The sequence below is a fragment of the Kitasatospora sp. NPDC092286 genome (assembly GCF_044755565.1).
GTDB lineage: Bacteria > Actinomycetota > Actinomycetes > Streptomycetales > Streptomycetaceae > Kitasatospora.
Map to the genome: position 1 here is coordinate 295,398 of NZ_JBIVRD010000002.1, position 14,424 is coordinate 309,821.

At 73.0% G+C, this 14,424-nt stretch carries 11 protein-coding genes and 1 riboswitch; of the genes, 6 read left to right on the top strand and 5 right to left on the bottom strand.

What is annotated here, in order from left to right; translation table 11 throughout:
- Positions 1 to 108: 108 nt before the first annotated feature.
- Positions 109 to 182: riboswitch (cobalamin riboswitch) on the bottom strand.
- Positions 183 to 490: 308 nt separating this feature from the next.
- From cobG to ACIQIB_RS04045, 3 genes are read left to right on the top strand one after another with little or no spacing between them, the layout of a single operon-like run.
- Positions 491 to 1,855 carry a precorrin-3B synthase gene (gene cobG / locus ACIQIB_RS04035; protein WP_400756522.1) on the top strand — a complete coding sequence of 455 codons (1,365 nt, stop codon included), beginning with the start codon at positions 491 to 493 and terminating at the stop codon, positions 1,853 to 1,855.
- Complete coding sequence (locus ACIQIB_RS04040) at positions 1,852 to 2,478, top strand: precorrin-8X methylmutase (protein ID WP_400756523.1); 627 nt, start codon at positions 1,852 to 1,854, stop codon at positions 2,476 to 2,478. Before cobG ends, ACIQIB_RS04040 begins: the two co-directional genes overlap by 4 nt.
- Entirely contained in the window at positions 2,475 to 4,040 is a 1,566-nt protein-coding gene (locus ACIQIB_RS04045) for a precorrin-2 C(20)-methyltransferase (protein ID WP_400649340.1), read from the top strand. Before ACIQIB_RS04040 ends, ACIQIB_RS04045 begins: the two co-directional genes overlap by 4 nt.
- Positions 4,041 to 4,148: 108 nt before the next feature.
- Here ACIQIB_RS04045 and ACIQIB_RS04050 read toward each other — a convergent pair whose 3' ends face one another.
- Positions 4,149 to 5,888: a TIGR03767 family metallophosphoesterase gene (locus ACIQIB_RS04050; protein WP_400756524.1), complete on the bottom strand. Its 1,740-nt coding sequence runs from the start codon at positions 5,886 to 5,888 to the stop codon at positions 4,149 to 4,151.
- Between the two features lie 190 nt (positions 5,889 to 6,078).
- Here ACIQIB_RS04050 and ACIQIB_RS04055 point away from each other — a divergent pair, with 190 nt between their 5' ends.
- Positions 6,079 to 7,380, top strand: coding sequence for a cobalt-precorrin-5B (C(1))-methyltransferase (locus ACIQIB_RS04055; RefSeq protein WP_400756525.1), 1,302 nt, complete (start codon positions 6,079 to 6,081; stop codon positions 7,378 to 7,380).
- 302 nt (positions 7,381 to 7,682) lie between these two features.
- Positions 7,683 to 9,212, top strand: a complete 1,530-nt coding sequence (locus tag ACIQIB_RS04060) for a UDP-N-acetylglucosamine 1-carboxyvinyltransferase (RefSeq protein ID WP_400649333.1) — start codon at positions 7,683 to 7,685, stop codon at positions 9,210 to 9,212.
- Positions 9,213 to 9,309: 97 nt separating this feature from the next.
- On the opposite strand, the gene ACIQIB_RS04065 is transcribed toward ACIQIB_RS04060, so the two are convergent.
- From ACIQIB_RS04065 to cbiE, 4 genes are read right to left on the bottom strand one after another with little or no spacing between them, the layout of a single operon-like run.
- Positions 9,310 to 9,813, bottom strand: a complete 504-nt coding sequence (locus ACIQIB_RS04065) for a DinB family protein (RefSeq protein ID WP_363606558.1) — start codon at positions 9,811 to 9,813, stop codon at positions 9,310 to 9,312.
- Between the two features lie 58 nt (positions 9,814 to 9,871).
- Positions 9,872 to 10,639, bottom strand: a complete 768-nt coding sequence (locus ACIQIB_RS04070; RefSeq protein ID WP_400756526.1) for a cobalt-precorrin-6A reductase — start codon at positions 10,637 to 10,639, stop codon at positions 9,872 to 9,874.
- The gene (gene cobM / locus ACIQIB_RS04075; protein ID WP_363606561.1) at positions 10,639 to 11,400 is read right to left on the bottom strand and encodes a precorrin-4 C(11)-methyltransferase; all 762 of its coding nucleotides are present in this window, start codon (positions 11,398 to 11,400) and stop codon (positions 10,639 to 10,641) included. Before cobM ends, ACIQIB_RS04070 begins: the two co-directional genes overlap by 1 nt.
- A 10-nt stretch (positions 11,401 to 11,410) precedes the next feature.
- The gene (cbiE, locus tag ACIQIB_RS04080) at positions 11,411 to 12,697 is read right to left on the bottom strand and encodes a precorrin-6y C5,15-methyltransferase (decarboxylating) subunit CbiE (protein WP_400756528.1); all 1,287 of its coding nucleotides are present in this window, start codon (positions 12,695 to 12,697) and stop codon (positions 11,411 to 11,413) included.
- Between the two features lie 210 nt (positions 12,698 to 12,907).
- On the opposite strand from cbiE, the gene ACIQIB_RS04085 reads away from it, so the two are divergent.
- The gene (locus ACIQIB_RS04085) at positions 12,908 to 14,368 is read left to right on the top strand and encodes a catalase (protein WP_363606564.1); all 1,461 of its coding nucleotides are present in this window, start codon (positions 12,908 to 12,910) and stop codon (positions 14,366 to 14,368) included.
- The last annotated feature ends 56 nt before the right edge of the window (positions 14,369 to 14,424 follow it).

Below are 14,424 nucleotides of genomic sequence, written 5' to 3' on the forward strand. Positions count from 1 at the left end.
CCCGGCCTCGATGGCGGGCACGGGGACGCGCAGGGGCGCGGGCATGCGGCAGCGCAAAGCTTCAAGCCTTCCTCGGGGTCCGCGCCCCGGGCCGGTGGAGGACGGCAGGAGTTCCTGGCTTCCACGGCGGTTGAACCGTGGTCACAGTGGCGGGACCGCACCGGGCTTGCACCGGTTTCCTCCCCTGCGCCGTCGCTGGCGTGCGGGCGGTCCGCGGGGACCGCCCGCCAGCATCGTACGGGGTGCGGCCGACCCGGGGGAGAGTGATCCGGACCGCAGCCGGGGTCACGGCCGGGCGGGAGGCGTGGATCCGGCCTGTGGGGGAGCGGCGGGTGCGGTCGGGCGGCAGCCCGTGGACGCGGCCGGGGGAAACCGGCGGAGTGACCGGACGGAGGCCGTGGGTGTGACCCGGCGATGTGACCCGGCGGAGGCCGTGGGTGTGACCCGACGGACGGAGGCAACCGATCGGATCATCTGTATGCTCGCGGCCATGCCACCGACACCCGACGCCACCGTGCCGGGCGCCGCGGTGCCCGACCGGGGGCGCGCGGACGCCTGTCCAGGAGCCCTTCGTCTGCACACCGCCGATGACGGAGCCCTGGCCCGGGTGCGCATACCCGGCGGTCTGCTGACGGTGCGTCAGGCGCTCGCGCTGGCCGACGCCGCCGACGCGCTCGGCGACGGCGACCTGGAGACCACCTCGCGCGGCAACGTCCAGTTGCGCGGCCTCGCTTCGGACTGCGGACGCGAGCTCGCCGACCGGCTGCGCGCCGTCGGCCTGCTGCCCTCCGAGACCCATGAACGGGTCCGGAACATCGTCGCCTCCCCGCTCGCCGGGCTGGACCGGGCGGGCTTCGCCGATATGCGGGCCTGGGTGCGGGAACTGGACGGCCGGCTCTGCGCGAGCGCCTGGGCGGCCGGTCTCTCCGGCAAGTTCCTCTTCGCGCTGGACGACGGGCGGGGCGATGTCGCCGCGCTCGACGCCGATGTGACATTGATCGCAGGCCCGGGCGGTACGGCGCTGCTGCGCCTCGGCCGGGCCCCCGTCGCGCGGCCCGTGCCGGCCGGGCGGGCGGTGGACGCGGTGCTGGCCGCGGCCCGCGGCTTCCTGGACGCGCTGCGGGCGCACGGCCGCAAGGCCTGGCACCTGCGCGAGGTGCCCGATCTCCTGCCGGACCTGCTGGCCGGGCTGCCCGACCTGTCCGGCCTGCCCGATGCGCCGGACCTGCCGGACGCCTCCGCGGGTGTCGTGCCGCTCCCCCCGGTGGGCGGGGCACATCCCGAGGTGGGCGTGGTGCCCGGCGGCCTGTCGGTCGGGATGCGCTTCGGCCGGGTCGGCTCCGACCAGTGGCGGACCCTGGCCGACGCCGCCGAGGGCGAGCTCAGACTGACTCCCTGGCGCGGCGCCGTCCTGCCGGGCGCCCCGCCCGGGCGACTGCCCGCGCTGGCCGCGGCCGGCTTCCGTACCGAGCCGGGATCGCCGTGGGCGCGGGCCACCGCCTGCACCGGACTGCCGGGCTGCGCCCGGTCGGTGGCCGATGTCCGGGCTGACGCGGCGCGGGCGCTGGACGTGATGAGCGGCGCCGGCCTGCCCGTGCACTGGTCCGGCTGCGAACGGCGCTGCGGGCACCCCGCCGGACGATGGGTGGACGTGCTGGCGACCGGGCGGGGCTACCGGGTGACGGTGACCGACGGAACGTCGGGCGTGAAGAGCGGCGAAACGAGTGACGTGACGAGCCATCTGACGACACACCCGACGAGTCACCTGACGAGCGGCGTGACGAACGTGACGAACGACGTGACGAACGAGGAGATGGCCGAGGCGGTCGCCGAGGCCAGGAGGACCACGAAGTGATCGAGTACGAGAAGGACGGCGCGTCCATCTACCGCCAGTCCTTTGCCACCATCCGCGCCGAGGCCGACCTGGCCGCCCTGCCCGCGGACGTCTCCCAGGTCGCGGTGCGGATGATCCACGCCTGCGGCATGGTCGACCTGGTCGAGGACCTGGTGTACTCGCCGGGCGTGGTCGCCTCCGCCCGCCGGGCACTGCGCGCCGGGGCGCCGATCCTCTGCGACGTGAACATGGTGGCCAGCGGTGTCACCCGCAAGCGGCTGCCCGCCGACAACGAGGTGATCTGCACCCTGACCGACCCGTCGGTGCCCGAGCTGGCCCGGAAGACGGGCAACACCCGCAGCGCCGCCGCGATGGAACTGTGGCTGCCCCGGCTTGAGGGCGCGGTGGTGGCCGTCGGCAACGCGCCCACCTCGCTGTTCCGGCTGCTGGAGCTGATCGAGGCGGGTGCCCCGCGCCCGGCCGCGGTGATCGGCGTCCCGGTCGGCTTCATCGGTGCCGCCGAATCGAAGGACGCACTGGCCGGGCATCCGTCCGGGCTGGAGCACCTGGTGGTGCGCGGCCGTCGCGGCGGCAGCGCGATCGCCGCCGCCGCCATCAACGCGATTGCGAGCGAAGAAGAGTGACGGAGCAGCAGAACGCCACCGGCCGGCTCTACGGAGTGGGTCTCGGCCCCGGCGACCCGTCCCTGGTGACGGTTCGCGCCGCCGAACTCATCGGCAAGGCCGACGTGGTGGCGTACCACAGTGCCCGGCATGGCCGCTCGATCGCCCGCTCCATCGCCGAGCGATATCTGACGGGTGGTCAGATCGAGGAGAAGCTGGTCTACCCGATCACGGTCGAGACCACCGACCACCCCGGCGGCTACCGAGGGGCGTTGGACGACTTCTACGAGGAGGCGGCCGTCCGCCTCGCCGCCCACCTGGACGCCGGGCGCGACGTCGTCGTGCTCGCGGAGGGCGACCCGCTGTTCTACGGCTCGTACCAGCACATGCACAAGCGCCTCGCGCACCGCTACCCGACCGAGGTGGTCCCCGGCGTGACGTCGGTCAGCGCGGCCGCCGCCCGGCTCGGGCAGGCGCTCACCGAGGCCGAGGAGACGCTCACCATCATCCCGGGCACCCTGCCCGAGGAGGAGCTGACCGCGCGGATCGCCTCCGCCGACTCCGCCGTGATCATGAAGCTGGGCCGCACCTTCCCGGCCGTCCGTCGCGCCCTGGAGCGGGCCGGGCGGCTCGACGACGCGCAGTACGTGGAGCGCGCCTTCATGGACGGCGAGCGCACCGCGCCGCTGGCGGACGTCGACGCCGAGACCGTGCCGTACTTCTCGGTGGCCGTGCTGCCGAGCAAGGTCGCGCCGTTGGAGGCCGTGGTCTCCGTTCCCGCGGCCTCCGTGCCCGAGGCTTCGGAGTCCGAGGCTTCGGAGCCCGAGGGTGTGGGTGCCGGCAGTGTCACCGTCATCGGTACCGGCCCGGCCGGCCCGCTCTGGCTCACCCCCGAGGCACGCGGTGCGCTCGCGGCCGCCACCGACCTGGTCGGCTACACCACCTACCTGGACCGGGTGCCCGTCCGACCCGGTCAGCAGCGGCACGGCTCGGACAACAAGGTCGAGTCCGAGCGCGCCGAGTTCGCGCTCGACCTGGCCCGGCGAGGACACCGCGTCGCCGTGGTGTCCTCCGGTGACCCGGGTGTCTTCGCGATGGCCACCGCCGTGCTGGAGGTCGCCTGCGAGGAGACGTACCGGGACGTCCCGGTACGGATCGTCCCCGGCATGACCGCCGCGCACGCGGCCGCCTCCCGGGCCGGCGCCCCGCTCGGCCACGACTACGCCGTGGTCTCGCTGTCCGACCGGCTCAAGCCCTGGGACGTCGTGGCCAAGCGCCTGCGTGCCGCGGCCGAGGCCGACCTGGTGCTCGCCCTCTACAACCCCGGTTCGCAGTCCCGCACCACTCAGGTCGGCCGCGCGCGCGACCTGCTGCTGGAGTACCGGGCGCCCGGGACGCCGGTGGTGATGGCCCGCGATGTCGGCGGTCCGACCGAGCGCGTCCGGACGGTGCGGCTGGGGGAGCTGGACCCCACGCAGGTCGACATGCGGACCATCCTGCTCATCGGCTCCTCGCAGACCCAGGCCGTCGAGCGTGGCAACGGCACCGAGGTCGTCTGGACCCCGCGCCGGTACCCGGAGTAGCGGGCGGACAGCGAACGGCAAACGACAAACGGCGAACAACTAACAGATAACAGATTTCGAAATCTGTTATCTGTTAGTTGTCGGCTGTTACCCGCACTCCGTCAGCCGTCAGCCCGCCGGCTTGGCCAGCACCAGCTCGGTGTTGTGGTCCCCGGCGGAGCCGAGCAGCTTCGCCGGGTTGGCGTACGGGTCGTTGTACGACAACTCCCGGTACAGGGCGGCCAGTCCGGCGTCCGAGGTGTTGCCGAAGTCGGTCGCGTACGGTGCGGCGGACTCGATCAGCGTGGTGAACAGGGAGAGCGTGCCGTCCCCGTTGTCGGCGATCTCGATGATCCGGGCGTGTTGCGGGTAGTCGATGTGGGAGGCGGTGTTGATCTCCCAGAAGGCGCGCTCCGGCACCCCGTGGCCGTGCGCGGTGATCTTGTTCATGTGGGTGTGGCCGTTCACCCAGGCGACCACGTTCGGGTAGCGCTGCAGCAGGGCCACCAACTCGTTGCCGTCGTGCCGCTTCTCGAAGATGTTGCGCGGGTCCGGCAGCAGGTTGCCCATGGTGTCGCTGGTGTGGTGGCTGAAGACCACGATCAGCTGGTCGCTGCCGCCGCCGCGCACCCTGCGGCCGTCCGCGTCGTACCAGTGGCCGCTGTTCGCCTTGAGCCGGCTCTCCAGCCAGCGCAGTTGGGCGGTGCCGAGCGAACCGTCCGCGAAACCGGCCTGGTTGGTGGTGTCCAGGCTGATGCCCAGCACCTTCTCCGAGATCCGGAAGGTGTAGTACAGCTTGCCGCTGCCCACCGCGTCCGAGGTGAAGCCGTGGCCGTGCGGGCCCGCGCCGGTGTAGGCGGGGTCGAGGTGCGCCTTGGCGAACTCCTTGAGCGTGAACGGCCGGCGGCGCTCGTCCGGGGTGATCCGGCGCACCGCGTCGCCGTCCGACAGCAGCCGGCCCAGCAGCAGCGCGGCACCGGCCGGATCGCGTCGCAGCGCCTCCATCAGCTTGGCCGCGTCCGCGTCGTTGCAGCCCTCCAGCTTGTACTCGCCGGTGTAGAGCGAGTCCAGCAGCCCGAAGTCGGGCAACGAGCCCTCAAGGCTGTCGTCGTGGTTGCCGACCGTGGTGTACCAGGGCGTCCGCAGGCCGGGCGCGTCGAACGGGCGGCCGGCGGCGGCGAGCAGCCCGGGCACCTGCGGGAACCCCTTGGCCTTGTAGCCGTCCTGGAACGTCGACTCGGGGTTCCAGTAGGCGGCGCTGCCGGAGTTCTGCACGCCCTCGTAGCGGGAGGTGTCACCGGTGTTCTGGGCCAGCCGGCCGCCGGCCATCACGGTCAGGTACCAGTCGAGCTCGATGTGCTCGTGGTTGTCGGTGTTGTCGCCGGTGGCCATCACCAGGCTGAACGGCATCCCCGTGTACGGGCCGCCGGCCAGCGAGTTGACCCGCTCGACGAGCGCGGAGACGCCGCGCGCGTTCAGGGTCTCCTGCGGACGGTGCGCACTGTCGTTGAACCGGGCCAGGTACTCGAACCGTACCGGGGACTCGGTGTCCACCAGGTGCAGGTCGGTGAACTGGACGAAGCTGGCCAGGCCGGTGCGGCGGTCGTCCCGTCCGGCGCCCGGGGCGGCCACGTCGCCGCGGACCACCAGCGGCCGGCCCGGCCCCGCGGTGAGCCGCTTGTACGCGGCGCTGCCGACCGGAGTGGCGACCTGGTCGAGCGTCGTCCCCTTCACCTGGACGGCGCGCGCCGCGGTGGCCGCCAGCGCGCGGTCCCGCTCCACCGCCGACGCGAACCGCGCGCCGCCCGCCGACAGCGCCGTCCACGCCGCGGCCACCGACGTGCCCGTGACGAACGTGCGCCGACTCATCCCAGCCACAACAACCCCCACGCTTCTGACGGTCCGGTTGGGCGGATCGTCATGTCATGAACCCGACTTCTGGCGGAGCGAAAGATTACTCACTGGTAGGGGTGCGGTGCGAGGCCCGGGCGGAGAACTCTTCGGGAACGCGTGGGGACAGGGTGGGAGCGAGCGACCCCGCCGGGGCTCCGCCAGGCGAATGGGGGAAAATCGACCCCGGCGGCCGACCCGGCCGTGCAGTGGCGGACGGCCCGGTTCCGGTGGCACCGGCGGGCGGTCCCGAGACAAAGGGGCGCACGTGGCCGAATCGGGAGGCCGGGCCGGGCAGCTGAAGAGCAGCGGCCTGCGGCACGGCTGGACGACGGGCGCCTGTGCCACGGCGGCCACCAAGGCCGCCTACACCGCCCTGCTCGACGGCGGCTTCCCCGACCCCGTGACGATCACGCTCCCCAAGGGCCAGCGGCCCGCGTTCGCCCTGGCCGTCGAGGAACTGGCCGTCGAGGAACTGACCGCCGAGGAGCCGGCAGCCGAGGACCTGGCGGCCGGGGGCCCGGCGGCCGGAGAGCCGCTGGGCCCCCGGGCGATGGCCGGGGTGGTCAAGGACGCCGGCGACGACCCCGACGTCACGCACGGCGCGCTGATCCGTTCGACCGTGTGGGCGGGGGAGCCCGGCAGCGGGGTGGTGTTCCGGGCCGGACCGGGGGTGGGGACGGTCACCAAGGCGGGGCTGCCGCTGGCGGTGGGGGAGCCGGCCGTCAATCCGGTGCCCCGACAGATGATCCGGGACGCCGTCGCCGAGGTGGCGGCCGAGTTCGGCGGCACCGGGGACGTGGTGGTGGAGATCTCCGTCGACCACGGGGAGGAGATCGCCCGCTCCACCTGGAACCCCCGGCTGGGAATCCTCGGTGGGCTGTCCATCCTCGGCACGACCGGGATCGTCGTCCCCTACTCCTGCTCCGCCTGGATCGACTCCATCCGGCGCGGGGTGGACGTGGCCCGGGCCGCCGGGCGGACCCATGTCGCGGGCTGCACCGGTTCGACGTCCGAGAAGGTGGCCGTCGCGGTGCACGGGCTGCCCGAGGACGCGCTGCTCGACATGGGCGACTTCGCCGGCGCCGTCCTCAAGTACCTCAAGCGCCACCCGGTGCCCCGGCTGACCATCGCGGGCGGCTTCGCCAAGCTCTCCAAGCTGGCCGCGGGCCACCTCGACCTGCACTCGGCGCGTTCCCAGGTCGACAAGGGGTACCTGGCCGGGCTGGCCCGCAAGGGCGGTGCGGACGCGGCGCTCGCCGAGGCGGTGGCCGCGGCCAACACGGGCCTGGAGGCGGTCCAGCTCTGCCGGGCGGCCGGCGTCCCGCTCGGCGACCTGGTGGCCGAGGCCGCCCGCGCCACCGCGCTCGGCGTGCTGGTCGGTTCGCCGGTCGCGGTGGACGTCATCTGCATCGACCGCGCGGGCACCCTCGTCGGCCGGGCGGAGCCGCTCGGGCCGGCCGCCGGCTGAGCGAACGGGCACCCGGTTCTCCGGGGCAGGAGCCGAGGGCGCCTGCCCTTCCATATCGTGGATGAGATTGCCACCGTCCTGCCCGAGGCGTCCGTCACCTGGCAGTGCGTCACCCTCGACGGGCCGGAGGACGACTGGGCGGAGGCGTGCTGCCGTGCTGCCGGACGGGTCTGCGCCCGAAGGCGGCGACGCCCTTGCTGGCGTCATGTACTGGCGCAGATAAGCCCTGTAAAAGGACAAATAGTTCGCCACGCCCACCCCGGATTCTGGTGATATCTCAAGCATGAGATATGGTCTGGCGGGTGACAGGCGACTACCTCACCCGTATCGGCACCCTCATCCGTACCGCGCGTCAGCACCGTGGTTGGTCCCAGGCCCAGCTCGGCGAAGCCCTCGGCACCAGCCAGAGCGCGGTCAACCGCATCGAACAGGGCAAGCAGAACGTCAGCCTTGAGATGATCGCCCGCATCGGCGAAGCCCTCGACAGCGAGATCGTCTCCCTCGGCTACGCCGGCCCGATGCACCTGCGCGTCGCCGGCGGCACCCGGCTCTCCGGCGCCATCGACGTGCGCAGCAGCAAGAACGCCTGCGTGGCGATCCTCTGCGCCTCGCTGCTGACCACCGGCCGCACCACGCTGCGCCAGGTGGCCCGGATCGAGGAGGTCTACCGGATCCTCGAGGTGCTCACCAGCATCGGCGTCAAGAGCCGCTGGATCAACGACGGCCGCGACCTCGAACTCACCCCGCCCGCCGAGCTCGACCTCGCCGCCATGGACGTCGCGGCCGCCCGCCGCACCCGCAGCGTGCTGATGTTCCTCGGGCCGCTGATGCACCGCGCCGACCGCTTCGCCATCCCGTACGCGGGCGGCTGCGACCTCGGCACCCGGACCGTCCAGCCGCACCTGGCCGCGTTGCGCCGCTTCGGTCTGGAGGTCGCCACCACCTCCGGCGCGTATCACGCCTCGGTCGAGCCGGGCGTCTCGCTGGACCGCCCGATCGTGCTGACCGAGCGCGGCGACACCGTCACCGAGAACGCCCTGCTCGCCGCCGCCCGGCACAACGGCGTCAGCGTCATCCGCAACGCCTCCTCCAACTACATGGTCCAGGACCTCTGCTTCTTCCTGGAACTGCTGGGCGTGAAGATCGAGGGCATCGGCACCACCACCCTCACCGTGCACGGTCTGCCCGAGATCGGTTGCGACGTCGACTACACCCCCGCCGAGGACCCGGTGGAGGCGATGAGCCTGCTGGCGGCCGCGGTGGTGACCGGCTCCGAGCTGACGATCCGCCGGGTGCCGATCGAGTTCCTGGAGATCGAGCTCGCGGTGCTGGAGGAGATGGGCCTCGACTACGACCGGACCCCCGAGTACCCGGCCCACAACGGCCGCACCCGGCTCACCGACCTCACCGTGCGGCCGTCCAAGCTGACCGCGCCGATCGACAAGATCCACCCGATGCCGTTCCCCGGCATCAACATCGACAACGTGCCGTTCTTCGCCGCGATCGCCGCGGCCGCCCACGGCACCACGATGATCCACGACTGGGTCTACGACAACCGCGCCATCTACCTCACCGAACTCACCCGCCTCGGTGCGGACATCAAGCTGCTCGACCCGCACCGCGTCCTGGTCCAGGGCCCGACCCGCTGGCGCGCCGCCGAGATGGTCTGCCCGCCCGCGCTGCGTCCCGCCGTGGTCATCCTGCTCGCCATGCTCGCTGCCCAGGGCACCTCGGTGCTGCGCAACGTCTATGTCATCAACCGCGGTTACGAGGACCTGGCCGAGCGCCTCAACTCGGTCGGCGCCCAGATCGAGACCTTCCGCGACATCTGACGCCCGCCCGGGAACCGCCTGTCGACCGGCCTCAGCCACCGAGGCCGGTCAACAGCCAGGCGACATCCAGCCGACAGCCGGACGACATCCGGTCCGGCTACTCCCCGGTTTCGCCGTCGAGGTGCTCGCGCAGGAGGTCGGCGTGGCCGTTGTGGCGGGCGTACTCCTCGATCATGTGGGTGAGGATCCAGCGCAGCGAGAAGACCTCCTCGCCGTAGTGCCCGAGTACGTCCAACGACTCGGCGGCGGCGACGAGTTCCCGGGCGTGGTCGCACTCGCGGCGCCAGACGGTGAAGGCCTCGTCGGGGTCGGCGGTGTCGGTGTCGAACTCGGCGAAGGTGCCGTCGGGGTGCTTCCAGAAGCCGTTCCGGGCCTCGTTGTTGAGGACGTTGCGGAACCAGCTCCGCTCGACCTCGGCGAGGTGCCGGACCAGGCCGAGCAGCGAGAGCCCCGACGGCGCGAGTGCCCGGGTCCGGAGCTGCTCGGCGGTCAGCCCGGCGCACTTCATGGCGAGGGTGTCCCGCTGATAGTCCAGAAAACCGGTCAGGGTGGACCGTTCGTCGCCCGTCCGCGGGGTCTCGGTGCGCTGATCGCTCTTCATGCGCCCATTCTGCCGAAGGGGCCGGACGCCCGCCCGGTGATTTCCGAGGGCGGTGGCGTCAGCCGCCCACCGTCGTGATCCCCAGGCCGAGCAGCCGCTCCAGCCGGCCGACGGCCGCCGGGACGTCCGGTGCGACCGGTACGCCGGCCGGTACCGCCGGGCGCTCCACGATCACCACGGGCAGGCCGAGTTCGCGGGCGGCGGTCAGTTTGGGGGCGGTGGCGGCGCCACCGCTGTCCTTGGTGACCAGCACGTCGATGCGGTGCGCGCGCAGCAGCTCCCGCTCACCGTCGAGGGTGAACGGGCCCCGGTCGAGCAGGACTTCGGTGGCGGCCGGCATCGGCGGCTCCGGCGGTTCGACCGAGCGGGCCAGGAAGTGCAGGCCGTCGAGGCGGGCGAAGGCGCCGATGCCCTGGCGGCCGGTGGTCAGGAAGACGCGCCGGCCGAGGGAGGGCAGCAGCGCGGCGGCGGAGGCGAGCGAGGCCACCGGGTGCCAGCGGTCCCCGGCCACCGGTGTCCAGCCCGGGCGGCGCAGGGCCAGCAGCGGTACGCCGGTGGCGGCGGCCGCGAGGGCCGCGTTGTGCGACATGGCGGCGGCGAACGGATGGGTGGCGTCCACGAGCGCGTCCACCCGCTCGGCCCGGAGCCAGTCGGCGAGTCCGTCCGGCCCGCCGAAGCCGCCGATCCGGACCTCCCCGGCGGGCAGCCGGGGTTCGGCGACCCGGCCGGCCAGCGAGCTGGTGACCCGCAGCGCGGCGGCACCGGTCAGTGCGGAGGCCAGCGCGCGGGCCTCCGTGGTGCCGCCGAGGATCAGGACGTGTGCCATCAGGCCCCGCAGGGCTCGTGCGGGCGCTCGCGGTCCGCCGAGTAGAGGTGGCTGTCGCGGAACTGCTCGGCGGCCAGCGTCCGTCCGACGATGATCACCGCCGTCCGGACCACGCCCGCCGCCTTCAGCTGCCCGGCGATGTCGGCCAGGGTGCCGCGCAGCACCAGCTCGTCGGGGCGGCTGGCCATCGCGACCACGGCGGCCGGGCAGTCGGCGCCGTAGTGCGGCAGCAGCTGCTCGACCACGTCGTCCACGTACCCGGCGGCCAGGTGCAGCACCAGCAGGGCGCCGCTGCGGCCGAGGGTGGCCAGGTCCTCGCCCTCGGGCATCGGGGTGGCGCGCTTGGCGATCCGGGTGAGGATGACGGTCTGGCCGACGGTCGGCACCGTCAGTTCCCGCTTCAGCGCGGCCGCCGCGGCGGCGAAGGCGGGCACGCCGGGTACGACCTCGTACGGGACGCCGGCCGCGTCCAGCCGGCGCATCTGTTCGGCGACGGCGCTGAAGACGGACGGGTCGCCGGAGTGCAGCCGGGCCACGTCCTGCCCGGCCTCGTGCGCGCGGACCAGCTCGGCGATGATCTGGTCCAGGTTGAGCTGCGCGGTGTCGACCAGCCGGGCGCCGGGCGGGCACTCGTCCAGCAGCTCGCGCGGCACCAGGCTGCCGGCGTAGAGGCAGACCTCGGCGCGGGCCAGGATCCGCTGGCCGCGCAGGGTGATCAGGTCGGCGGCGCCCGGGCCGGCTCCGATGAAGTGGACGGTCACGAGGAGTCTCCTAAACGGCAGAGGGCTTGGCGGCGGGCTGCGCGGGCTCACCGGCGGGCGGTACGTGCTCGACGGCCGGCCGTGCGGGCTTGACGGCGGACCACTGGGTGACGGGCATCGCCTGCCGCCAGCCGGTGAAGCCGCCCACCGGGACGGCGTGCGCGACGGAGAGCCGCAGCAACTCGCCGCCGTGGCGCCGGTACCACTCGGTGAGCAGGGCCTCGGACTCCAGCGTCACGGTGTTGGCGACCAGTCGCCCGCCCGGTGGCAGCGCCGCCCAGCAGGCGTCCAGCAGGCCGGGCGCGGTGAGCCCGCCGCCGATGAACACGGCGTCGGGGGTGGGCAGTCCGGCGAGCGCGGCGGGTGCGGGCCCGGTGACCACGCGTAGCCGGGGCACGCCGAGCGCGGCGGCGTTGCGGGCGATGCGCCCGGCCCGGACGGCGTCCCGCTCGATGCTGACGGCCTGGCAGTCACGGTGCGCGCGCAGCCACTCGACGGCGATCGAGCCGGAGCCGCCGCCGACGTCCCAGAGCAGTTCGCCGGGGGCGGGGGCCAGCGTGGCGAGGGTGGCGGCGCGGACGTGCCGCTTGGTGAGCTGGCCGTCGCTCTCGTAGGAGTCGTCGGGCAGACCTGGGACGAGGGACGTCCGGGGGCCGTCGGCCAGTTCGACGGCGATGACGTTCAGCGGGTCGCCGGCCGGGTGGGGCCAGCCGTCCGCCGGACCGTCCAGCCGCCGTTCGCCCGGTCCGCCGAGCTGCTCCAGCACGCTCAGCCGGGCGGCGCCGTGGCCGCGCGCGGTGAGCAGCCCGGCGACGGCGGCCGGGGTGGCGGCGTCGGAGCTGAGCACCAGCAGGCGGCGGCCGGGGTGGAGGGCGAGGGTGAGGGGGTCCAGGGGGCGGCCGACCAGGCTCACCACCTCGGTGGCTTCGAGCGGCCAGCCGAGCCGGGCGCAGGCGTAGGAGACGGAGGAGGGGTGCGGCAGTACACGCAGCCGTTCGGCTCCGACGGTCTCGGCGAGGGTGCGGCCGATGCCGTAGAACATCGGGTCCCCGCTGGCGAGGACGGCCACCGCGCGCGAGGCGTGCTCGGCCAGCAGCCCGGGGACGGCCGGGCGCAGCGGTGAGGGCCACGGCACCCGTTCGGCGGCCACCTCGTCGGCGGGCAGCAGGGCGAGCTGCCGGGGCCCGCCGATCACCACCTCGGCGGTCCGCAGCGCCGCCCGGGAGGTGCCGGCGAGGCCGGGCCAGCCGTCGGCCCCGATCCCGACGACGGTGATCGGGGGTGGCAGCTCGGGCACCGGGTGGCTCCTCGTCGATCCGTTTGGCGTGGTCGGGGCAGCCTACCTGGCGGTTCGCCCGCCTCTCCCGGCCAGGGTGCGGGCCTTCCCGGCCGTCGGGATACGGGCCTTTCCCGCTGGGGTGCGGGCCTTCCCGGCCGTCGGGGTGCAGGTCTTCCGGGACCGGGCTAGCGTCGTCAGGGGGGACCTCAGCACGCAACGGAGGACACCATGTCCGAGTCAGCGGTCCCGTACTCCACCAACAACGTGGGCATCCCGGTGCCGAGTGACGAGAACTCACTCACGGTGGGCCGGGACGGCCCGATTCTGCTGCACGACCACTATCTGATCGAGAAGATGGCCCAGTTCAACCGGGAGCGGGTGCCCGAGCGGGTGGTGCACGCCAAGGGAGCCGGGGCGTACGGCGTCTTCGAGACGACGGAGGACGTCAGCCGGTACACGAAGGCGACCCTGTTCCAGCCGGGCAAGCGGACCGAGATGCTGGCCCGCTTCTCGACCGTGGCCGGGGAGCAGGGCAGCCCGGACACCTGGCGCGACCCCCGCGGGTTCGCGTTGAAGTTCTACACCGAGGACGGCAACTACGACCTGGTCGGCAACAACACGCCGGTCTTCTTCGTCCGCGACACGATCAAGTTCCAGGACTTCATCCGCTCGCAGAAGCGCCGCCCCGACAACGGGCTGCGCGACCACGACATGCAGTGGGACTTCTGGACGCTGTCGCCGGAGTCCGCGCACATGGTCACCTGGCTGATGGGCGACCGCGGCATCCCGAAGTCGTACCGGCATATGAACGGCTATGGCTCGCACACCTATCTATGGATCAACGCGAGCGGTGAGCGGCACTGGGTCAAGTACCACTTCAAGACCGACCAGGGCATCGACTTCCTCACCGCGGAGGAGGCCGACCGGCTGGCCGGCACCGACCCGGACCTGCACCGCCAGGACCTCTGGCACGCCATCGAGCACGGCAACCACCCGTCCTGGACGCTGTACGTCCAGGTCATGCCGTTCGACCAGGCGCCCGGCTACCGGTTCAACCCCTTCGACCTGACCAAGGTGTGGCCGCACGGCGACTACCCGCTGATCAAGGTCGGGACGATGACCCTGAACCGCAACCCCGAGGACTACTTCATCCACATCGAGCAGGCCGCCTTCGAGCCCTCCAACCTGGTCCCCGGCGTCAGCGTCTCGCCGGACAAGATGCTGCTCGGCCGGATCTTCTCCTACCCCGACACCCACCGCTACCGGATCGGCCCCAACTACGCCCAGCTGCCGCCGAACCGGCCGCACGTCCCGGTGCACTCGTACGCCAAGGACGGTCCGATGCGCTTCGACCCGGCGCGCACGGCCGCACCGTACGCGCCCAACTCCAAGGGCGGCCCGGCGGCGGACCCGCAGCGGTACGACGACCCGGCCGCCGGGTGGCAGAGTTCCGGCGAGATGGTGCGTGAGGCGTACTCGCTGCACGCCGAGGACGACGACTGGGGGCAGGCCGGCACGATGGTGCGCAAGGTGCTGAACGACGCGCAGCGCGACCGGCTGGTCTCGAACATCGTCGGCCACCTCAAGGACGGGGTCACCGACCCGGTGCTGGAGCGGGCGGTGCAGTACTGGCGCAATGTCGACAAGAACCTCGGCGACCGCGTCGCCGCGGGTGTCGGCAAGTCCTGACCGGCTGTTGTCGCAGTCGCAGTCGCAGTCGCAGTCGCAGTCGCAGTGGCTGGTGG

Bases quoted from the DNA above. Each gene is read 5' to 3' on its own strand.
- ACIQIB_RS04065 (WP_363606558.1), bottom strand. From the start codon at position 9,813: ATGAAGAGCGATCAGCGCACCGAGACCCCGCGGACGGGCGACGAACGG.
- ACIQIB_RS04070 (WP_400756526.1), bottom strand. From the start codon at position 10,639: ATGGCACACGTCCTGATCCTCGGCGGCACCACGGAGGCCCGCGCGCTG.
- ACIQIB_RS04085 (WP_363606564.1), top strand. From the start codon at position 12,908: ATGTCCGAGTCAGCGGTCCCGTACTCCACCAACAACGTGGGCATCCCG.
- ACIQIB_RS04050 (WP_400756524.1), bottom strand. From the start codon at position 5,888: ATGAGTCGGCGCACGTTCGTCACGGGCACGTCGGTGGCCGCGGCGTGG.
- cobG (WP_400756522.1), top strand. From the start codon at position 491: ATGCCACCGACACCCGACGCCACCGTGCCGGGCGCCGCGGTGCCCGAC.
- ACIQIB_RS04055 (WP_400756525.1), top strand. From the start codon at position 6,079: ATGGGGGAAAATCGACCCCGGCGGCCGACCCGGCCGTGCAGTGGCGGA.